The organism is Mesorhizobium sp. WSM4822 (assembly GCF_055811155.1).
The window spans coordinates 200,451-221,932 of the sequence record NZ_JBVVQM010000002.1 but is presented as its reverse complement, the minus strand read 5'-3'; the positions used below and the strand labels follow the sequence as shown (position 1 = coordinate 221,932).

The window sequence follows — 21,482 nt, the reverse complement described above, 5'->3', positions numbered from 1 at the left end:
TCGACAGCTGTGTCCAGAGGCACCGAATGCGAAGAGCAAGCCCAATCCGAACATGGGGCCGGCCACGACCGGTTCATGGTGGGGTCCGCTAACCGGTTGGTCGCCGACCAGGGCAGGTTCCATGGCGACGACGATCCCCTATCCTATGGCTACACCTATTCTGCCTCGGCAAAGGTGTTGCTCTGGTCGGGGTGCTTGACCGCGCGACCGGCGACAACGTGGGCAGCTACGACATCAGCTATGTCAGCGCCGATTTCAGCATCGGCAGGCGTGCGGTGACAGTCACGGCCAATTCGGGCCAGGGCCAGATTTACGGCGATGCCGACCCCTCCTCCTATGGCTACACCAGCACCGTCTCGGCAGTGGTGTGGGCTTGGTCGGCGCTCTCGATCGCGCCTTGGGAGAGAACGCCGGAGCCTACACCATCGCCCTGGGCGGCATCACCAACGCCGCCAATTCGAACGGCGATATCACCTATGACCTAATGCCATGGCCGCTTGGGACCGCAGCCTCTGGCACCAGCGACCGAAGCGGTCGACATAGATGTAGATGATCGGCGTCGTGTAGAGGGTGAGGATTTGGCTCAGGATCAGCCCGCCAACGATGGCGATGCCGAGCGGCTGGCGCAGCTCGCTGCCATCACCGAGGCCGATGGCGAGCGGCACTGCGCCAAAGAGCGCCGCCATGGTCGTCATCATGATCGGGCGAAAGCGCAGCAGGCAGGCTTGGCGGATCGCATCATGCGCCGATTTGTTCTCGGTGCGCTCCGCGGCCAGCGCGAAGTCGATCATCATGATCGCGTTCTTCTTGACGATGCCGATCAGGAGGATGATGCCGATCAGCGCCATGATCGAGAACTCGATGTCGAACAGCGTCAGCGCCAGCAAAGCGCCTACGCCGGCCGAGGGCAAGGTGGAGAGGATGGTCAGCGGGTGGACATAGCTCTCGTAGAGAATGCCGAGCACGACATAGACGGCGATCAGCGCGGCAAGGATCAGCAGCGGCTGGTCGGAAAGCGAATCCTGGAACACACGGGCCGTGCCCTGGAAACCGCCATGGATGGTGGCGGGCATGCCGATGCGATCCGCCGCCGCGTTGATCGCGGCCACGCCGTCGCTGAGTGCCACGCCAGGCGCCAGGTTGAACGACAGCGTGGTGGCGACGAACAGACCCTGGTGGTTGACCGAAAGCGGCGTGCTGCCGGGGCCATAGCTGGCCAGTGACGACAACGGCACCATCGTCTCGGTGCCGGTGCTGACGGCCGATCCGGTCGAGGCGGCGGTCTTGCCGGTGCTGGTGATCGAATTGGTCGCCTGGTTGCGCGCGGCGTCGGTCGCCGCCGCCGTGGCGCTGCTCGACTGCCCCGGCGTGACGAACGTGCCGGCGACAGCGTTGCTCGCCTGCGAACCATGCACCGAGCCGCCCGAAGTGCTGACATAGACCTGTTTCAGCGCTTCAGGGTTCTGCCAGTATTGCGGCGCCACCTCCAAGATGACGTGGTACTGGTTGCGCTGGACATAGATGGTGGAAACCTGGCGCTGGCCGAAGGCGTCATAGAGCGTGTTGTCGATCTGGCCGACGGTGATGCCGAGCCGCGCCGCGGTATCGCGGTCGATGACGATGTCCGCCTCCAGCCCCTTGTTTTGCTGGTCGCTGTTGACGTCGGTGAGCTTCGGCTCGGTCTGCAATGCCGCTGCCAGTTTGGGAGCCCACTGCGCGAGTTCGTCGAAATTGTCGCCCTGCAATGTGTACTGATACTGGGCGTTCGACTGACGCCCGCCGACGCGGATATCCTGCACCGCCTGCAGGAAGAGCCTGGCGCCCGGCACCACAGCCAGATCGCGCCGCAGCCGCGCGATCACCTGGTCGGCGGAGACCTTGCGCTCGGCCAGCGGCTTCAGCGACACGAACATCGAGCCGGAATTGGTCTGGCCGCCGCCGGTGAAGCCGAACGCAGCGTCCACGGCCGGGTCCTTGCTGACGATGCCGGCGAATTGGCTGAGCTTCTGCGACATCGACTGGAAGGAGGTCGCCTGGTCGGCCTGGATCGAGCCGGTCAGCCGGCCGGTGTCCTGCTGCGGGAAGAACCCCTTGGGGATGGTGACGTAGAGATATCCGTTGAGGCAGAGCGTCGCGGCGAGCACTGCCATGACCAGCAGCGGGTTATCCAGCGCCCAGGACAGCGACCGGCGGTAGCCTGCCAGCATGGCGTCGAAGATGCGCTCGCTGAAGCGGTAGAGGCGGCCGTGCGTGCGTTCCCCTTCGGGGCGCAGCAGGATCGAGCACATCATCGGCGTGGTGGTCAGCGAAACGGCGAGCGAGACCAGGATTGCGGCCGACAGCGTGATGGCGAATTCGCGGAACAGCCGGCCGACAATGCCGCCCATCAGCAGGATGGGGATGAAGACGGCGATCAGCGACAGGCTCATCGACAGCACGGTGAAGCCCACCTCCTGCGCACCCTTGATCGCCGCTTCGATGCGACCCATGCCGGCCGAGATGTGGCGGGAGATGTTCTCCAGCACGACGATTGCGTCGTCGACGACGAAGCCGGTGGCGACCGTCAGCGCCATCAGCGACAGATTGTCGATGCTGAAGCCGAGCAGGTACATGGCGCCCAGCGTGCCGACCAGCGACACCGGCACCGCCACAACAGGCACCAGTGCGGAGCGCACGTCGCGCAGGAAGGCGAAGACGACCAGGATCACCAGGCCTATGGCGATCATCAGCGTCTGTGCGACTTCCCAGAGCGAGGCGCGGATGGTGGTCGAGCGGTCGACCGCCAGCGACAGGTCGATGGCCGGCGAGATCGCAGCCCGCAGCGAGGGCATCAGCGCCTTCACCCGGTCCACCGTGGCGATGATGTTGGCGTTGGGTGAGCGGTTGAGGATGATCAGCACGCCCGGCTTGCCATCGACCAGACCGGCATTGCGGATGTTCTCGACGGAATCGTTGACCTGACCGACGTCGGAAAGCCGCACCGGCGCGCCGTTGCGATAGGCTACCACCAGCGAGCGATAGGCGTCCGCATGGTTGGCCTGGTCGTTGGCGTATATCTGATAGCGCTGCGAGCCGAAATCGATGGCGCCCTTCGGACTGTGGGCATTGGCCGAGGCGAGCGCCGCCCTCACGTCCTCCAGCCCGATGCCGTAATCGTAGAGCGCCTGCGGATTGAGCTCGACGCGCACCGCCGGCAGCGAGCTGCCGCCGACCGACACTTCGCCGATGCCGTCGACCTGCGAGAGTTTTTGCGCCAGCACGGTGCTGGCGGCATCGTAGAGCTGACCCTTGGACAGCGTGTCCGAGGTGAGCGTCAGAATGAGGATCGGGGCGTCGGCCGGATTGACCTTGCGATAGGTCGGGTTGGAATGCAGGCTGGACGGCAGGTCGGCGCGCGCCGCGTTGATCGCGGCCTGGACATCGCGCGCCGCACCGTCGATGTCGCGGTCGAGGCCGAACTGCAGCGTTATGCGTGCGCTGCCGACGCTGCTCGACGAAGTCATTTCGTTGACGTCGGCAATCTCGCCGAGATGCCGTTCGAGCGGGCTGGCAACCGTGTTCGCCACCACCTGCGGGCTGGCGCCCGGCAGCGATGCCCGTACCGAGATCACGGGGTAGTCGACCTCGGGTAGCGGCGCCACCGGCAATTGCGGAAACGCCACCAGTCCGGCCGCCAGCAGGCCGAAGGTCAGCAGCGTTGTCGCCACCGGCCGCCGGATGAAGGGAACCGACAGGTTCATGGCTCGGCGTCCGCACCATAGGCACGGGGAAGGCTGGGCTCGATGACTTGCAGGCGCGCGGCAAGGCGATCGAACCAGAGATAGATGACCGGCGTTGTGAACAGCGTCAGGAGTTGGCTGACGAGCAGGCCGCCGACGATGGTGACGCCCAAGGGATGGCGCAGTTCAGAGCCGACGCCGGTGCCGAGCATCAGCGGCAGCGCGCCCAGCATCGCCGCCAGCGTCGTCATCAGGATCGGGCGGAAGCGCAGCAAGCAGGCCTGGTAGATAGCCTCGCGCGGCGCCATGCCTTCATTGCGCTGCGCGTCGAGCGCGAAGTCGATCATCATGATGGCGTTCTTCTTGACGACGCCGATCAGCAGGATGATGCCGATGATCGAGATGATGGTCAGGTCCTCGCCGGCGATCATCAGCGCCAGCAGCGCGCCGATGCCGGCCGAAGGCAACGTCGACAGGATGGTGATTGGGTGGATGAAGCTTTCATAGAGCACGCCGAGCACGATGTAGACGGTGATCACCGCGGCCAGGATCAGAAACAGCGTGTTGTCGAGCGAAGCCTGGAAGGCGCGCGCCGCTCCTTGAAAATTGGTGATGACGCTGAGCGGCATGCCGATCTCGCTCTGCGCCTGCTGGATCGCGGTGACCGCTTTGCCGAGCGACACACCAGGCGCGAGGTTGAACGAGACAGTGGTTGCAGGGAACTGCCCCATATGGGTGATCTGCAGCGGTGCCGTGGCGACATGGGTGCTGGCGACCACCGAGAGCGGCACCGGGCTGCCGCCGCTCGATGACGGCAGGTAGACCGAAGACAGCGCCTTCAGCGAATCCTGCAGGGACGGATCGGCTTCGAGAATGACCCGGTACTGGCTGGATGTGGTGAAGATGGTCGAGACGATGCGCTGGCCGAAGGCGTCGTAGAGTGCGTTGTCGATTGTCGCCGGCGTGATGCCGAAGCGTGCGGCCTGGTCGCGATCGATGTCGACGAAGACGGCGAGGCCGGCATCCGACAGGTCGCTGGCGACGTCGGCGACCTCAGGCAGCGTGTTGAGCTTAGCCAGCAGCTTCGGCGTCCATAGCGTCAACTCGTCCGGATTGGCGTCCTGCAGCACGAATTGATACTGCGTGCGGCTGACCGTGCCGTCGATGGTCAGGTCCTGCACAGGCTGCATGTAGAGGGTGGCATCAGCCGTCGCGACGGTGGCCTGCTTCAGGCGGGCGATAACCTGCGTGATATCGGCGGTGCGTTCTTCATGCGGCTTGAGGTTGATCAGGATGCGGCCGACATTGAGCGTGGTGTTGGTGCCGTCGACGCCGATGAAGGACGACAGGCTGTCGACATCGGGATCCCTGAGGATGACGGCGGCAAGCTGCTGCTGACGCTCGGCCATCGCGGCATAGGATATGGACTGCGGCGCCTCGGTGATCGCCTGGATGACGCCGGTGTCCTGCACCGGGAAAAACCCCTTGGGGATGACCACGTAGAGTGCCACCGTCAGCACCAGCGTGGCAGCCGCCACCAGCAGCATCAGCGTCTGCCGGTCGAGCACCCAGGTCAGCGCTTGGCCGTAGCCCCGGATCACCCAGTCGAAGAAGTCGCGGCTGGCGCGCTGCAGGGCGTTTTCACGTACCGCCGACATCGGCTTGAGCAACCTGGCACAGGCCATCGGCACCAGCGTCAGCGACACTATCGCCGAGATCAGGATGGTGGTGGCCAGCGTGATGGAGAATTCGCGGAACAGCCTGCCGACGACATCTCCCATGAACAGCAGCGGGATCAGCACCGCGATCAGCGAGACGGTCAGCGAGATGATGGTGAAGCCGATCTGCTGCGAGCCCTTGAGCGCCGCCTGCAGCGGCGTATCCCCTTCCTCGACATAGCGCGCGATGTTCTCGATGACGACGATAGCGTCGTCGACAACGAAGCCGGTGGCGATGGTCAGCGCCATCAGCGAGAGGTTGTCGAGGCTGAAACCGAACAGGTACATGATACCAAGCGTGCCGACCAGCGACAGGGGCACCGAGAGGCTCGGGATGAGCGTGGCGCGCGCGCTGCGCAGGAAGACGAAGATGACCAGCACGACCAGCAGGATCGAAAGCGTCAGTTCGTACTCGACGTCGCGCACCGAGGCGCGAATGGTGGTCGTGCGGTCGGTCAGCACCTTCACATCGACGGCGCTGGGCAGCGAGGCCTGCAATTGCGGCAGCAGCGTCTTGATGCGGTCGACCACGTCGATGACGTTGGCGCCGGGCTGGCGCTGGATGTTGACGATGATCGCCGGCGTGCTGTTCATCCAGGCCGCCAGCCTGTTGTTTTCGGTGGCGTCGACCACATCAGCAACATCGCTCAACCGCACCGGCGCGCCATCCTTGTAGGCAACGATCAGCGAACGGTATTCGTCGGCGCTCTTCAGCTGGTCGTTGGCGTTGATGGTGTAGGCCCGCGACGGCCCGTCGAAATTGCCCTTCGGCGTGTTGACATTGGCGCTGCCCAGCGTGGTGCGCAGATCGTCGAGATTGAGACCATAGGCTGCGAGCTTGCGCGGATCGGCCTGGACGCGCACGGCTGGGCGCTGGCCGCCGCTGAGGCTGACGAGGCCGACGCCCGGCAGCTGCGAAATCTTTTGCGCCAGCCGGGTGTCGGCAAGCTGCTGCACATCGCGCAGTTGCATCGTCTTGGAGGTGAGGCCCAGCGTCAGCACCGGCGCGTCGGCGGGATTGACCTTGGCATAGATCGGCGGCGCCGGCAGATCGGCTGGCAGCAGATTGCCGGCGGCATTGATGGCCGCCTGCACCTCCTGTTCGGCGACATCGAGCGAGATCGCCAGGCTGAACTGCAGCGTGATGACGGAGGAGCCGGCCGAACTGACCGAGTTCATCTGATTGAGGTTGGCGATCTGGCCGAGCTGGACCTCCAGCGGTGCCGTGACCGAGGACGTCATCACGTCGGGGCTCGCGCCGGGATAGAAGGTCTGCACCTGGATGGTTGGATAATCGACCTCAGGCAGCGCCGACACCGGCAGATAATTGTAAGCCAGCAGGCCGGACAGCATGATGGCAACCATGAACAGCGACGTCGCCACCGGCCGCAGGATGAAAGCTCGCGACGGGCTCATTGCTGTTGCCCGGACTCCGCCTGCCCCGACTCCGCGTGGCGATGCTTGCGGCCCTGGCCCTTGTGCCTGCCCGTGTCGTCCGGCTTCGGCGCATCAGGGGCGGCCTGCTCCGGTGCCTGCGCCTGTGGCTGTGGCGCTGACCCTGCTGGCGTAGGCGTTGAGGGCTGCGCAGGTGTCCGTGCTTGCCCGTCCTGCCGCAAATTGATGCTGGCGCCGTCGCGCAGCTTATCGGCACCATCGACGACGACGCGGTCGCCAGGGTTCAGGCCCGACAGGATCTCGACACGTTCGCCATTGGTGACGCCAGGCGTGACCTTGCGCACGGAGACGGTGCTGTCGGGGTTGACCAGATAGACAAAGGTGCCGGGCACGCCGCGCTGTATCGCGGCGATCGGAGCGATCGCCACGTCCTTGTGCTCGTCGACCAGCAACTCGACGTTGACGAACTGGTTCGGATAAAGCACGCGCGTTTCGTTGGCGAAGCCCGCTCGCAGCTTGATGGTGCCGGTGCTTGGGTCGATCTGGCTGTCGAAGGTTTCAAGCTGGCCGTCGGCGAGCTTCTTGCTGCCTGCGCGATCGTAGACGGAGGTAGGCAGCGTGGCGCCCTGCCGCAGGCGTTGCGCGATCGCGGGCAATTCATCCTCGGGCACGGTGAACAGCACGCTGATCGGCTGGACTTGAGTGATGATGACGATGCCGTTGGTATCGGCAGGGGTCACGTAGTTGCCCTGATCCACCTGACGCAGGCCGGCGCGACCGTCGACCGGAGCCAGGATGCGGCAATTGTCGAGATTGAGGGTCGCGGTCCGGACCATGGCCTGGTCGACCTGGATGGAGCCGGCATCCTGCGCCACCAGGGCGACCTGCGCGTCGAGCGTCTGGTGCGTCGCGGCGCCTTGCGTCACCAGCGTCTGGTCGCGTGCGAGATCGAGCTGGGCATCCCTGAGCATGGCCTGGTCGCGCGCCAACTGGCCCTGCGCCTGGTCGAGCGCCGCCTGATAGGGGCGAGGGTCGATTTCAGCCAGCAAATCGCCCTTGCTGACGTCCTGACCTTCCTTGAAGTTCACCTGGACGAGCGGGCCGGTGACCTGCGGCTTGACCGTGACGGTGGAGAGCGAGGTCACCGTGCCAAGCGCATCGAGGGTGACGTCCATCGTGCCTTTTTCGATCACGGCGGCGCCGATTGTCGTCGGCTGCGCGTTTCTTCTGCCGCCGGGCTGCCTGGCCTCGACATGCGGGCGCTGGTAGAGATAGGCGCCGGTGGCGGCGACAATGGCGACAAAGATCAGCCAGGGAATCCAGCCACGCGAACGACGTGGCACGACAGTCGTCTGCAGGGGGATTTCCAACTGCTGGTCCATGGCGGCATCTCTCACCCCCATCAACCAATATGGCCGAAACCGACCCAAGTCGAATTAACACTTGGACAGGTTTGAGCGGTGCCGGCCGGCCGATCCTTGCCGTTTTTTGCTGGGCACGGTCCGGTGCGCGTGCTGGCTACCACGAGTCGACGCGGTCCAGCATCGCCTCTCACGTCAGCGCTATTTCGTCAGCCGATCATGCCCGATGAAACCGGCCGGCTTTCGCCGGTTGCCCGATCTGGCATCAGCCGCAAACGCGGACCTCTTCGATCACCCTGTGGTGGTGGCGCCAGTGCCTGACCAGTTCGATGTGGCAGCGGTGATGCCGGTGGTGGCGGCGATATTCGCCGTACCGGTATCCGCCATTGTCATACTGAACATCCTGGTCGCCATCATACTGATTGTCGTAATAGCGATCGCGGTGGTGACGGCGAATAACGATCCCACTATCGGAATCGTCATCCGGCAAATATCGGTCGTCATCGTCGGACTGGATGGTCACGCTTGCCGCTTGCGTCGGCGCAGTGATCGCCGCTGTCGCGGCCAATGCCAACAGGCAAGCCAGAATCAGCTTTTTCATCTCGTCCTCCTGCGCGTTCGGGACATGTTAACTGGCGGAGGAACTGGGCGTTCCGCCTAATTTTACACACTTTGCGACGCGGAGGACATCAAGGCGTCATCGTCCACCCGTTCCAGGCGTACGAAGGCCGTCAGCGGCAGGTGGTCGGAGGCAACGCGCGAAAGCGGCGTGTCATGCGCGTTAATGGCGGCAATCATGCCGTGCCTGTTGGCCATGATCCGGTCGAGCGCCAGCAGCGGCAGGTTCGACGGGAAGGTGGGGACCGCCGGCGGCTGCGGGCCGAACGTTGCATGCAGCGTGTTGAGAGCGGAGCGGTTGCCAAGCCGCCATTCGTTGAGGTCGCCGAGCAGCAAGGTCGGTCTTTCGTCCGGGCTGTTCATCAGGTCGAGCACGACGCGCGCCTGCTGGGAGCGCGAGCGGCGCAGCAGGCCGAGATGGGCGGCGATGATGCGCAGCGTCTGGCTTCCATCGAGGTCGATCTCCGCCACCACCGCGCCGCGCGGCTCCAGTCCCGGAAGCTTGATCTGGTGCACGTCGCGAACGACGCCCTTCTTGAACAGCAAGACGTTGCCATGCCAGCCATGGCCCTTGCCTGTGGCCGAAATCGGCACCGGAACCAGGCCGGTTTCCCGTTCGAGCCGGGGCAGGTCGAGAAGCCCATTACGGTCGCCGAAGCGATTGTCGGCTTCCTGCAGCGCGATGAGATCCGGATCGATTTCGCGGATGACGCGGATGGTCCGTTCCGGGTCGAATTTCCTGTCGACGCCGATGCATTTGTGGACATTGTAGGAGGCAACCAGCGTGCCGGTGGTGGCTGTCGTCTTGAGTGCGGCGGCATTGGCTTTCTGCATCCGGCGGTCACGAAGGGACAGAAGCATGCTTGCCGGGAGGCTGCGTCCAATTCTGTGCATCTCTGTGCTGCTCGTCCTCGCTGGCATCAATTCAGAAGCCGGATACAGTGAAAATAGGCAATTTCGGCGTATGTTCCATGACGGACGAGTTCCTCAAGCGCACCTCCGCCTTAGAGATAGGGTGAACCGAGCCACAATACCCGGTCGAACAGCCTGATAAGAAACGGCCGGGCTCGCAAAGCTTCCAGCGTCACCGGCACGGCGGAGGCGATCGCCGACCCGATCCGCGCCTCGATCTCGCTGGCAAAGCCGGCATCGAGCACCTCCAGGTCGATCTCGAAATTCAGCCGCAGCGATCGGGCGTCTAGATTGGAAGAGCCGACATAGGCCCACACGCCGTCGATCGAAAGCAGCTTCGAATGGTCGAACGGTCCCTCGGTGCGCCAGACACGGCAATAGTGTTTGAGCACCTGATCGAACTGCGCCATCATCGCGCGGTCGACGAGGAAAAGATTGTTCACCGCCGGCACCACGATGTCGATTTCGACCCCGCGCCTGCCGGCGGTGATCAGCGCGCTGATCAGTTCCCGATCCGGCAGGAAATAGGGCGACATCACGCGTATAGACTTGCGGGCGACCGAGAATGCACCGATCAGCAGCTTGTGGTTGGTCTCGTTGCTGGCATCCGGGCCGGAAGCGACCGCCCGCACCATCATCGGTGCGCCTGGCGACGGCGCCAGCGGGGCGATGCGCCAGGCGTCGCCTTTCAGCGCCTCGTTGGTGGCGAAGCGCCAGTCCTCGGCGGCGACCGAAAAGAGGTCGGCGACGATCGGACCGGTCACCCGGAAATGCGTGTCCCTGGCGCTGTTGGAGCCGGCGAATTCGGCAGAGAAGCCTTTTCGGATGTTCATGCCCCCGGTGAAGGCGGCGATGCCGTCGACCACCAGGATCTTCCGGTGGGTCCTCAGATTGGCGTAGGGCAGGCGCAGGCCCATGACGATGTTGCCGTTGAAGACATCGGCGGGGATGTTGGCCTCGCGCAAATGCCCCAGGATGCTCGGCACCGAGTAGCGGGCGCCGACGGCATCGATCAGCACGCGGACGGTGACGCCGCGGTGGACGGCGCCGGCAAGCGCCTGGACGAAGAGCAGGCCGACGGCGTCATTGTCGAAAATATAGGTCTCGAGCAGGACGCTGCGCTCTGCACCATCGATGGCCGCGCACATGGCGGCATAGGCCTCGTCGCCGGTCTCCAGCACATCGATTCCATTTCCAGGATTGAGCGCGCGCCGCGCCACCCTGTCGCCCAATGTCCGCAAGCCCGTGAACCGTTGCCCGTAGCGCTCGACGATCAGGGCCTCTTCGACAGCGACGTCGCGCTCGTGCTTGGCGGACACCGCGCCATCGGCAAACGGGCGCTGGGCGGTGATCGTGGCGCGGCGAATGCGGTTGATGCCGGCGACGGCATAGATCAGCACGCCGAGGATCGGGGACAGCACCATCACGCCGACCCAGCCGGTGGCGGCACGGACATCTTCCTTTGTCATGACGGCATGGACGATGCCGACCGTCGCCATCACCACGGAGATGATCGCCAGAATCTGAGGCCAGTGAGTCGCCAGGGTCGCCAACATGCCGAGACTATCCAGCGAGCGGTTGCAGAAGGCAATGCAGCCGCTCGTGCCGTGCATTCGGTGGATGGTGGCATGCGGCCTTGGCTGAAAAGTTCGACCGGCCGCAGAGATCGATGGGTTGAAGCACTCCGATAGATCCTGTTCAGAAGGACAAACCTGACCCAGGGGAAGCATAGAGCCTGGCATCGTCCTGTCCTGCTCGGGCTCTTATGCTTTGGTACCACCTCTATTGACGCGCAGCGCCGGCCGCCGCGATGAAGTATTTTTTGGACGCGGCACCCCAAGGGAGGTGCCTGAAAAAGCGTTCAACCTCCGGTTGGATTATCGACAACCGCTATCCGAACCGGCCATGATTCTGGGCAGATCGGCCCACTGGCTTGCGATTTTCTGTGCTTTCCCACTGAATGGGGCGTCCGGATACAACCGCAGCGAGCCGAAGTTATGTGCTATTTTTGCTACATCTCGCAGCCTTGTTGCCCAAAAGGGCTATTTAGCGCCCTCTAAATCAATAATCGCTCACACATTCCGTGAATTTGTGGATAATCCACCGACGGGCAGGCCTTGGCTTGGTTAGCGCTCTGAAGAAGGACGCTGGGGAAACGTTAGGGTGGGATTATGAATACGACAGGTATGTCGACCATAGGCAGGCGCCTTGGTCTGTTGATGGCGGCCACCATGCTGACCTGCGGGGGCGCTCATGCGCTTACGCTCAAGGAGGCGATGGCTGTCGCGGTGGAATCCAATCCCGAGATTGGACAGGCGATCGAAAACCGCGAAGCAATCGAGTTCGAGTTGCGGCAGGCCAAGGGCCTTTACCTTCCCAGTGTCGATGTCGAGGGATCGGCTGGTGTTCGCCGGCTCGACAATTCGTCCCGACGCTCGCTGTCGATAGAGGACGATTCGCTCTATCCGGCGGAAGCGAATCTGGTGGTGACCCAGAAATTATTCGACAGCGGAGCTCGTCGCGCGGAATTGAACCGCCAGGCATCGCGCGTCGACGGAGCGTCGTTCCGGGTGCTGGAACGGTCCGAATTCATCGGGCTGTCCGTTGTCCAGGATTACCTCGAATACATGCTGCAGGCGTCGATCGTTTCCGAAGCCAAGAAGAATCTGGGTTTCCATCAGGCGATACTCGGCGACATCCGGCAAGGCATCTCAGGCGGAGCCTTGAACGAGGCCGACCGCCAACAGGCCGAGGAGCGTCTGTTCGCGGCCAAGGCCCGCATGCAGGAGGCGACCGAAGAGCTGGAAGCCTCCAAGATCCGGTTCTTCAAGACCGTCGGCAAGCCGCTGGTCAATGCTTCGCGGCCGGGTGATGTCGCCGCCGCGCTTCCGCGGTCACTGGATGACGCGATCGGCCTGGCACGACAGAGCAATCCGCGCGTTCACATGGCCACCAGCGATATCGACGCCGCGGCTTCCCTGGTGGATGCGGCCCGGGCGAAATATGGCCCTGAAGTCATTGCTGAAGGTCGGGCCAGGGCAGGCACCGACATTGACGGCGACGACGGGGACACCAATGACCTGCAGGCGCGTCTGGTGCTGCGTTGGAATTTGTATCGCGGCGGCATAGACAAGGCCAATGAACAGGAGCAGATCCGCCGCGCCAGCGAGCAGCGGCTCGCCTATCATCAGGTCTTGCGCGAAATCGAGGAAGCCGTTCGCACCTCATGGGATCGCCGTTTCCGGCAAGCCGATCTGGCGAAGACCCTGAGACAACAGGCCGCCGCCAATGAAAAGCTGGTCGCTTCCTATCGCGAGCAGTTCAAGGTTGGACAGCGCTCGCTGCTCGACGTGCTCGACGCGCAGAATACGCGGTTCAACACGGCAACGCTGGCGGATACCGCGTCCTACGCATCGCTGTTTGCCCAGTACCGGCTCCTGGCCGCGACCGGACAGTTGCTGAAAACGATGAATCTCGAGCCGGCAAAGCAAGCGACAGCCTATGCTCGCACCGAGTTTGCAACACCGGAAACCGCGGACACCGAGACCTATGCGCGGACGCCATCGGAGCAGAAGAACGACCTGCCATTCGATATCCTCGCCCCGGTGAGGAAGAAATAAGACGACGCAAGGTCCAGCGAGCGTCCTGACGGGCAGATCGTGAACCAGCAACCCAATATCCTCTCTCCCAAGGAGGCGTTCAAGGCCTGCTTCTCGGCCGTTGCCGGATATCTCGGCAGGCCGAGCGCGGAGACCGTGCTGTTTGCCGGCGTGCCGCTCTCGGACACGCGAATTGCGGCCGACGATATCAGGCACCTTGCCGAACGCATCGGCCTGGAAGTCACCGAGTTCAATCACCGTGATTTTCTCAGGGGGCGTATCGACCTGCCGGCAATCGTCTTTCGCGTCAGCCAATTGCCGGTTGCCCTGCTCGCTCTGGGCGAAGACGATGCGTATATCACCGCGCCCCAGGAAGACGGCCGCACCACGATCGGCCGATCGGAACTGGCCGCCAGCTACATCAGCGGCGGCGCTTCCTTCTCGATCACCTATGCCAATGCCGCCGAGACCATGTCGGTCGGCTCGGCGGCCAGGATCGAGCGGAGACATTGGCTTACGGGGACGATGGGCGCTTTCTGGCGCACCTATTCGAAAGTCGTCCTGGCGGCGGTGTTCATCAATCTGCTGGCCATAGCCTCGCCGATCTTCACGATGAACGTCTACGACAGGATCCTGCCGAACAAGGCAATATCGACACTATGGGTGCTGGCTCTCGGCATCGGCGCGGTCATCCTGTTCGACCTGCTCTTGAAGACGGCCAGGGCTTCCCTCATCGACTATGCCGGGCGCAAGGCTGATCTCCGGATATCCTATCTGCTGTTCGAGAAAGTGCTGAACTCGTCGCTGTCGGCGCGCCCCGGCTCGACCGGTGAATACGCAAACAGGGTCACGCAATATGAATTCGTCAGGGAGTTCTTCACCTCCAACACCATAAGCGTGTTCATCGACACGGCATTCGTCTTCGTCTTTCTCCTTGTGATCTATGCGATAGGCGGATGGCTGGTGATCATACCGGCGCTGGCCTTCGTGATGTCCGTCATCGTCGGCCTGATCACCCAGCGCCGCATCGGCAAGCGCGTCGCCGCCTCGATGAACGAAGCGTCGCAGCGCCAGGCCCTGCTGGTCGAATCCATCTCGACGCTGGAGACCATCAAGTCGCTGCGCGCCGAGGCGTATCTGCTGCGAAAATGGGGAGAGCACTCCAAGAACGCCGCCAACACGTCCGAGAAGATCAAGCAGCTTTCGGCGGCGGCGGGCAACATCACCCAGTCCATACAACAGCTGGTGACCGTCGCCCTGGTCGTGGCCGGCGCCTATGCCTTCTCGGAAGGGCATGTTTCGACAGGAGCAATCATAGGAACGGTGATGCTGGCGAGCAGGGCCGTGGCGCCGCTCGGCCAGATTGCCATAACGTTGTCCCGGTTTCGCCAGGCCATGCTCTCGCTGAGAATGGTGAATTCGATCATGGCTCAGCCGGAAGATCGACCCGACACGGTGGGCTTCGTCAACCGCCCCATCCGCAAGGGGGCGATGGTGTTCAGGAATGTCGGGTTTGTCTATCCAGGCTCGGAAAACGAAGTTCTGACCGGCCTGAATATCTCGGTCAAGCCGGGTGAGCGGATCGGCATCATCGGCCGCATAGGATCGGGAAAGACGACGATGGGGCGGCTGATCGGCCGGCTCTTCCTGCCGACGTCCGGTGAGCTGCTGCTGGATGGGATCGACATTCGCCAGTATCACCCGTCCGAGGTTCGCGCCGCGGTCGGCATCGTTGCGCAGGCCGGCGACCTGTTCTCGGGCACCATCAAGGAAAACCTCCTGATGGCATGCCCCGAGGCTACAGACGAACAGATCATCGAAGCGGCAAAGGCGGCCGGCGTCGACGATTTCGTTTCACGCCACCCGCGCGGCTACGACATGAATGTCGGCGAGCGCGGCACCAATCTTTCCGGTGGCCAGAGGCAGACGGTGGCGATCGCACGCCTGCTGCTGACCAAACCGAAAATCGTCTTTCTGGACGAGCCGTCGGGCTCGATGGATCTCGCATCGGAACGCCAGTTGATCAAGCAGCTCAAAGTCGCCTTCGACCGCGACACCACGCTGATCGTCTCGACACATCGCTTCAGCATGCTTGAGCTGGCCGACCGCCTGATCGTTATCGAACAGGGCAGAATCGTTGCCGACGGACCGAAGGACCAAGTCATACAGGCGTTGCAGAAAACAAGCGCCTGACAAAACAGATATTGCTGCATCCAATGCGTTGGGGCGTGGGAAATGCTTGCCAGAGAAGATCGACCGCCGCTGTTTGCGTCGGCGTCCATATTCATCATCGGAGCGCTCTTCGTGGTCTTCGTCGCCTGGGCGTCCTTTGCCGAAGTCGATGAGATCGCACGCGGCGACGGCAAGGTCATACCCGCTTCCAAGACCCAGATCATTCAGGCGAGTGAAGCCGGTGTCGTTCAGGAAATCGCCGTGACGATTGGCCAGGTGGTCAAGAAGAACGATCTCATCATCCGCCTGGACAACACGCTCAACACGTCCAGTCTCGGCGAGCAGCAGGCCAAGGCGCGCGCGCTGGAAGTGCGCATAGCAAGGCTGAAATACGAACAGGCCGGCAATCTCTCGGGCCCATTTCCGTGCCCGCAGGACATCCAGTCGGTCGCTCCGCAAATCTGCGACAATGAACAGAAGCTGCTCATCGCCCGGCGCGGGAACTTCGATAACAAGCTGTCCGTGCTCAAGTCACGCCTTGACCAGCGCGAGAGGGAACTGGCCGAGGCGCAGGCCAATTCCGATCGTCTTACAAAGAACCTGGTCGTCAGCGACCAGGAGGCAAAACTGGTCGACGCGATGGTCAAGAAAGGCCTGATGGCACGGACCGAGCAACTCCGGGTGGAGCGCGAACAGACCGAGCTCAACGGCCAGCTGAACCTTGCGGGCGAAACGATAAAGAAGATCAAATCGTCGATTACGGAAGCCCAGCTTCAGGTCGAGGAACTCGGCCTGCAATTGCAGCAGGAGGCGTTGGACGACCTTACCCAGGCGCTGGCGGAGCTGTCGGTGGTGGATGAGACCATAAGGGGAGCCACCGACAAGGTCGCGCGCACTGATATCCGTTCTCCCGTGGATGGCATCGTCAACACGCTGGAGCTTAACACGGTCGGGGCCTTCGTTCAGCCTGGCGCCGTGGTGGCCGGCATCGTGCCGACCTCCGAGACGTTGCTGGTGGAGGCACGGGTCTCGCCACGGGATGTCGCATTCATCCGTCCCGACCAGGAGGCCCTTATCAAGGTCACTGCCTATGATTTCTCGATCTTCGGCGGCATCGAGGGCAAGGTCTCGAACATCACAGCCGACAGCCTGGTCGATCAGAAAACGGGGGAACCCTACTATCAGGTGCGTGTGGCGACGGACAAATCCACCCTACAAAGAGACGGCAAGGCCTATTCGATCATCCCCGGAATGATCTGCTCGGTCGACATCAAGACCGGGCGCAAGACGATCCTGCACTACCTCCTGAAGCCGATCAACAAGGCGCGCGAGGAGGCGATGAGTGAGCGGTAGCGCCAGCCCTCATCATTCCGGTCGCGAGCGGCTGCTGCCTCCAGTCGCCGCCGAGGATTTTGGACTGGAATTTCGGGTTGTGGCGCGCGGCGGCATCCGGCGCGGCATCCGTCTGGAGCGGGCATTCTGGATGTCGCTGAAGCAGATGGCCGAAAGCAGGAAGTGCACGATCGGCATGCTCATCGACGAGATCGCCGAAAGCCAGGCACAGACAGGCAATTTGACATCCGCGATCCGGGTGGCCTGCATGCGTGGGTTGGGAGACGAAAACCTGACCCTGCGAAAGCTTGCATCGATCAACACCATCAACGCCATACTGGTCGCTTGCCCGTCTCCCGCCTTTGCCCTGGCTTCGTCGAAGAAGATCCTGTCGTTCAACGCGCCGTTCCAGCAATTGGTCAAACGTCAATTGCCGATCGCCCCAAGCGATGACGCACGGCACGACCTCAAGCTGGCGCTGGACCTCAATGTGGCCGACATCTTTGCGCGGCTCGATGCCAATGGCGAATCGCCGGTGGCCACCGGTTTTGTCATCGGCGCGGGCGACCGTCGATACCGGGGACAATTGAATGCGGTGCGGGCTCCGGTGCTCGAGCCGGAGCTGCTGATGGCGTTCGTCTTCGGCGGCTAGGGCAGTTCACCGTTACACGCTTACCGGAGTTGCTCTGGATGCATCGCCAATCCGGGCAAAACCCTATGGCTGAAAACCTTCGCCCGGTGCGACGGTTGCGAAGCCGCCCTTGATGTCGGCCATCTGGGCTCCGCCCGGCTTTGAACCGTGGATCCAGGCCCGGTTCGTGCTGAACGAATAGAGCGGAACGTAATCCGGAAGATCGCTGTCACGCACGACAGTGTTGCTGAGGCTGTCGAGAATGAAGGTGCCGCTGCCTGTGCTCACCGACAGCACTGCGTGAAAGAAGCCTCTCTTGCGATCCTGGAGGACGACAAGCGCCATGCTTTGCGTGGGAATGCCGGCCCTCAGCAGGGCTGTCATCTTGAGGATGGCAAAATCCTCGCAATCGCCGGCTCGCCGCTCGAGAATCTCCGAAGGCTTCGCCCAATAGTCGAGCTTGCCGTAGACGACGCTGTCTTTCCTGTAGGCGATCAGGCGATTTACGCTGCTGTTGACGAAGGACAGCTTCTCGCTGAATCCCTTGCCTTGTGCGGCGGTGATCATGCCGGCAAAAGCCGCGCTCTTGTGCTCGCAGGGGCTGCCTGCCGAACAGGCGGCGATTGCCCGGTAGACGGGCGCCCAGCGAGCCGCGACGGGAAAATTGCGCATGGACAAGGCAACCGATCCGAACACCCCCGGAATGATCGACGCGGTCTGCAGCGGATCTATCCCGGCGTCATCTCGCGCCGTTGACGAGCCATCCCCGCGGCCAACATCTGGGCCATAGCTGCCGGTGACCAGACCGATCCGGTAAGCGCCCGCAGGCTGCCAGGGCTGAGGCCTCGCCAGCGAAACACCGCCGAGGCTGGGTGGCGTCTGGACCTTTTCCTGAGGCCAGCCGGGTGCGGCGATATCGCTCGCGAAGGACGGCCCCGCCAGGTCGACAAGCCCGATTGCCAGCAGGAGCATCTGGAGCCGGGTTTTTCCCGGAACTGATTTTTGCTTTTTCATAACGCCCACCTTTGACTGTGGACGCTACCAATCTTGTCTCAAATTATTGGAAAGGAAGGTGGATAAATATCCAGCAACTGTCTTTATCCATTTTGCTTAAAATTTTATTCAAATTTATACTTTGGTTTACCGGAAAAATGCCGGCCAGCTATCCATCAAGGAGGCCTTCAGAAACAAACATATATCAGGTTATATTGTCGCGGTTTACCACGTGTAAAAAATGCCGGGCAATGCATATCATTGTATATGAAATAGATTAGGGGGCAGTTGCAAAGTAGAAGTGGCCGCTGTCTCTATCCGGTAAATATCGGAGGGGTTTCAGCCATGACGAACAATATCGAGTTGGACAGCTTTTCGGCTTCCTTGAACGAGCATTCCGCGTCCAATGAACACGGCGATCAGACATCGCCGGCAGAGATGCGGGTCGCGCAAGCGGATTCGACGCAGCAGGCCGCGCCGGCAGCGTCCGAACCGGTGCCGGTCGATGTCGGCGGCGGAGCGCCTGTCAAGCCAGAAGCGCCCGCGGAAGCAAAGGCGCCGCCGGCAGCTGCGCCGCACGAATATGTAGCCGACGCCAGCCATGTGGTGAGGCTTCCGGCCAACGCCTCCATCGACAACATCAAGGTCGACGGACAAAACCTTCTGCTCGAACAGGCCGACGGCTCGGTGATCGTGATCAAGGACGGCGCCCTGAACGTGCCGACCTTCATCATTGGCGACGTCGAGGTGCCGCGCGTCGCGCTGCTGGCGGCGCTGGAAGCCAGCCATGTCGATGTCGCCTTCGGCGCCGACGGTTCCATGTCGGCTGGTCCGGGCGGTTCGAATTCAAGCGCGGGCGGAGATTTCTCGGTTCCCCCCGGCGGCATCGGCGACGGGTTCGACCTGTCGGCACTGCTGCCGCCAACTGCCTTGCAGTTCGGACTCCTGGAGCGGCGCGAGCTGTTCCCGTCCATCGTCGACAGGCAGGTTTCAGTGACGGCCACGTCCTTGCTTGCCCCGACCGAAGCGGCCAGTGAAACCGGCCTCAATGGCGGCCAGACACAATCTCCCGGCAGCGACGCGCCAAGCAACGCCGAGACCTCCGGCATCGGAACGATCAGCATCGACGCGCCGGATGGAATTGGCTCGATCGTCATCAACGGCGTCACCGTCACCGGCGTCGGCCAGCAGATCCCGGGCGATTTCGGCTTCCTGACGATCGTCTCCTTCAATCCGAGCACCGGTGCCATCGAATACAACTACACGGTGACCGAATCAGTCGCTCATCCCAATCAGACGAACGGATTCGATCCCAACGACACGGTTCCGGACAATTTCAGCATCACAGTCACGGACGTTGACGGCGATTCGGCCAGCACCACCTTTGCCGTTGCCATCGTCGACGACGTGCCGACGGCGGTTGCCGATATCGACAGCGTGACGGAAGACGGTGCGACGGTCGGGGACGGCAATGTCATTACGGCCAGCGGCGGCGCGGACGCGAATGTGACGGACGGCGTTGCCGACGTTAGGGGTGCGGACGGGGCGACGGTAACGGGCGTCGAGGCAGGCACGGTTGCATCGGCCTCGGGCCATGTCGGTTCGGCCGTGGCGGGCAGCTACGGTTCGATCACGATCGATGCAGACGGCCACTACAGCTACACGCTGAACAACGGCGCCGCGGCGGTCCAGGCGCTGACCAGCGGCCAGCATCTGACGGACACGTTCACCTACACCCTGACCGATGGCGACGGCGATACCTCGACGACAACGGTCGAGATCACCATCAACGGCACCAACGACGTGCCGCAGGTCGTCGTCAACCAAGGCAACCCGGCTGGCGCGCATGACCAGGTCTATGAAGCAGGTCTGGCGGCGGGTTCGGCGGCCGGCGACGGGAGCACGGTGGCAACAGGCACCTTCACGGTGTCGGACGCCGACGGGCTCGACGACGTGCAGACCGTCACCATCGGCGGCGTCACGGTTGCCATCGGCAGCCTCAACGGTTCGGCCTTCCAGGGCGACCACGGCACGCTGCTGATCACCGGCTACAACCCGGCAACCGGTGTTGCGGCCTATCAGTACACACTGACCAGTACGACGACGGACGTTCCGGCAGTCACCGAGACCGACAGCTTCTCGCTTACTGTCTCGGACGGCACCTCGTCGTCCGTCCCGGCGGCCATCGTCATCGACATCGTCGACGACGTGCCCAATGCGGTCAACGACACCAACAGCATCAGCGAGGACGCGCTCTCGCCGGTCAACGGCAATGTGCTGACCAACGACCTTCATGCCAACAACCAGCCGGGCGCCGACACGCCGACGAGCTTCGTCAGCTGGGATGGCTCGACGACGGGCGCACACGGCACCTTCGTTGCCAATCCCGACGGCACCTACACCTACACGCTCAACAATGCCGATCCGGCGGTGCAGGCGCTGGACGCCGGCCAGACGCTGACCGAGACCTTCAACTACACGATGAAGGATGCCGACGGCGACACCGATACGGCAACGCTGACCATCACCATCAACGGCACCAACGACGTGCCGCAGATCGTCGTTGACCAGGGCAACCCGGCCGGCGCGCATGACCAGGTCTATGAGGCGGGTCTGGCGGCGGGTTCGGCGGCCGGCGACGGCAGCACTGTGGCGACAGGCACCTTCACGGTGTCGGACGCCGACGGGCTCGACGACGTGCAGACCGTCACCATCGGCGGCGTCACGGTTGCCATCGGCAGCCTCAACGGTTCGGCCTTCCAGGGCGACCACGGCACGCTGCTGATCACCGGCTACAACCCGGCAACCGGTGTTGCGGCCTATCAGTACACACTGACCAGTACGACGACGGACGTTCCGGCAGTCACCGAGACCGACAGCTTCTCGCTCACCGTCTCGGACGGCACATCGTCGTCGGCCCCGGCGGCCATCGTCATCGACATCGTCGACGACGTGCCGACGGCGCATGCCAACACCAACAGCGTGTCGGAAGGCGCGCAGGCCTCGGGCAACGTGCTGACGGACGGGACGGC

Annotated in this window: 13 protein-coding genes; 6 read left to right on the top strand and 7 right to left on the bottom strand. The window is 63.0% G+C overall.

What is annotated here, in order from left to right; genetic code table 11:
- The first annotated feature begins 218 nt into the window (after nt 1-218).
- Nucleotides 219-485 carry a hypothetical protein gene (locus AC0L3E_RS05920; protein ID WP_473604436.1) on the top strand — a complete coding sequence of 89 codons (267 nt, stop codon included), beginning with the start codon at nt 219-221 and terminating at the stop codon, nt 483-485.
- Here the strand turns inward: AC0L3E_RS05920 and AC0L3E_RS05915 are convergent.
- The 6 genes from AC0L3E_RS05915 to AC0L3E_RS05890 all read right to left on the bottom strand — a co-directional run bounded on the left by AC0L3E_RS05915 (nt 471) and on the right by AC0L3E_RS05890 (nt 11,279).
- Entirely contained in the window at nt 471-3,740 is a 3,270-nt protein-coding gene (locus tag AC0L3E_RS05915; protein ID WP_473604435.1) for an efflux RND transporter permease subunit, read from the bottom strand. The genes AC0L3E_RS05920 and AC0L3E_RS05915 overlap by 15 nt on opposite strands.
- Complete coding sequence (locus AC0L3E_RS05910) at nt 3,737-6,853, bottom strand: MdtB/MuxB family multidrug efflux RND transporter permease subunit (protein ID WP_473604434.1); 3,117 nt, start codon at nt 6,851-6,853, stop codon at nt 3,737-3,739. The genes AC0L3E_RS05915 and AC0L3E_RS05910 overlap by 4 nt, the downstream gene beginning before the upstream one ends.
- Nucleotides 6,850-8,214, bottom strand: coding sequence for an efflux RND transporter periplasmic adaptor subunit (locus AC0L3E_RS05905; RefSeq protein ID WP_128308187.1), 1,365 nt, complete (start codon nt 8,212-8,214; stop codon nt 6,850-6,852). Before AC0L3E_RS05905 ends, AC0L3E_RS05910 begins: the two co-directional genes overlap by 4 nt.
- A gap of 244 nt (nt 8,215-8,458) precedes the next feature.
- The gene (locus AC0L3E_RS05900; protein ID WP_128308186.1) at nt 8,459-8,794 is read right to left on the bottom strand and encodes a hypothetical protein; all 336 of its coding nucleotides are present in this window, start codon (nt 8,792-8,794) and stop codon (nt 8,459-8,461) included.
- Between the two features lie 62 nt (nt 8,795-8,856).
- Nucleotides 8,857-9,705 (bottom strand): endonuclease/exonuclease/phosphatase family protein, encoded by an 849-nt coding sequence (locus AC0L3E_RS05895; protein ID WP_128308185.1) that lies wholly within the window; start codon nt 9,703-9,705, stop codon nt 8,857-8,859.
- A 110-nt stretch (nt 9,706-9,815) separates the two neighbouring features.
- Nucleotides 9,816-11,279 carry a phospholipase D-like domain-containing protein gene (locus AC0L3E_RS05890; protein WP_473604433.1) on the bottom strand — a complete coding sequence of 488 codons (1,464 nt, stop codon included), beginning with the start codon at nt 11,277-11,279 and terminating at the stop codon, nt 9,816-9,818.
- Nucleotides 11,280-11,894: 615 nt separating this feature from the next.
- Between AC0L3E_RS05890 and AC0L3E_RS05885 the strand changes: the two genes are divergently transcribed.
- Genes AC0L3E_RS05885 through AC0L3E_RS05870 form a run of 4 tightly spaced genes read left to right on the top strand, consistent with a single transcriptional unit; the run spans nt 11,895 to nt 17,478 of the window.
- Complete coding sequence (locus AC0L3E_RS05885) at nt 11,895-13,343, top strand: TolC family protein (protein ID WP_473604432.1); 1,449 nt, start codon at nt 11,895-11,897, stop codon at nt 13,341-13,343.
- 39 nt (nt 13,344-13,382) lie between these two features.
- Nucleotides 13,383-15,515 (top strand): type I secretion system permease/ATPase, encoded by a 2,133-nt coding sequence (locus AC0L3E_RS05880; RefSeq protein ID WP_127271964.1) that lies wholly within the window; start codon nt 13,383-13,385, stop codon nt 15,513-15,515.
- 42 nt (nt 15,516-15,557) lie between these two features.
- A complete protein-coding gene (locus tag AC0L3E_RS05875; RefSeq protein WP_127320297.1) occupies nt 15,558-16,847 on the top strand; it encodes an HlyD family type I secretion periplasmic adaptor subunit in 1,290 nt (429 codons plus the stop codon).
- Nucleotides 16,837-17,478 (top strand): ribbon-helix-helix domain-containing protein, encoded by a 642-nt coding sequence (locus AC0L3E_RS05870; protein WP_127320299.1) that lies wholly within the window; start codon nt 16,837-16,839, stop codon nt 17,476-17,478. The genes AC0L3E_RS05875 and AC0L3E_RS05870 overlap by 11 nt, the downstream gene beginning before the upstream one ends.
- A gap of 63 nt (nt 17,479-17,541) precedes the next feature.
- On the opposite strand, the gene AC0L3E_RS05865 is transcribed toward AC0L3E_RS05870, so the two are convergent.
- Entirely contained in the window at nt 17,542-18,471 is a 930-nt protein-coding gene (locus tag AC0L3E_RS05865; protein WP_128308183.1) for a transglutaminase-like cysteine peptidase, read from the bottom strand.
- A gap of 324 nt (nt 18,472-18,795) precedes the next feature.
- Between AC0L3E_RS05865 and AC0L3E_RS05860 the strand changes: the two genes are divergently transcribed.
- Nucleotides 18,796-21,482: VCBS domain-containing protein (locus AC0L3E_RS05860; protein WP_473604430.1), on the top strand; the 2,687-nt coding region annotated here is incomplete at its 3' end.

What these genes read in the sequence shown, in the direction of transcription:
- AC0L3E_RS05900 (WP_128308186.1), bottom strand. Translation starts at nt 8,794, where the DNA reads ATGAAAAAGCTGATTCTGGCTTGCCTGTTGGCATTGGCCGCGACAGCG.
- AC0L3E_RS05910 (WP_473604434.1), bottom strand. Translation starts at nt 6,853, where the DNA reads ATGAGCCCGTCGCGAGCTTTCATCCTGCGGCCGGTGGCGACGTCGCTG.
- AC0L3E_RS05885 (WP_473604432.1), top strand. Translation starts at nt 11,895, where the DNA reads ATGAATACGACAGGTATGTCGACCATAGGCAGGCGCCTTGGTCTGTTG.
- AC0L3E_RS05895 (WP_128308185.1), bottom strand. Translation starts at nt 9,705, where the DNA reads ATGCACAGAATTGGACGCAGCCTCCCGGCAAGCATGCTTCTGTCCCTT.
- AC0L3E_RS05875 (WP_127320297.1), top strand. Translation starts at nt 15,558, where the DNA reads ATGCTTGCCAGAGAAGATCGACCGCCGCTGTTTGCGTCGGCGTCCATA.
- AC0L3E_RS05890 (WP_473604433.1), bottom strand. Translation starts at nt 11,279, where the DNA reads ATGTTGGCGACCCTGGCGACTCACTGGCCTCAGATTCTGGCGATCATC.
- AC0L3E_RS05915 (WP_473604435.1), bottom strand. Translation starts at nt 3,740, where the DNA reads ATGAACCTGTCGGTTCCCTTCATCCGGCGGCCGGTGGCGACAACGCTG.
- AC0L3E_RS05905 (WP_128308187.1), bottom strand. Translation starts at nt 8,214, where the DNA reads ATGGACCAGCAGTTGGAAATCCCCCTGCAGACGACTGTCGTGCCACGT.
- AC0L3E_RS05865 (WP_128308183.1), bottom strand. Translation starts at nt 18,471, where the DNA reads ATGAAAAAGCAAAAATCAGTTCCGGGAAAAACCCGGCTCCAGATGCTC.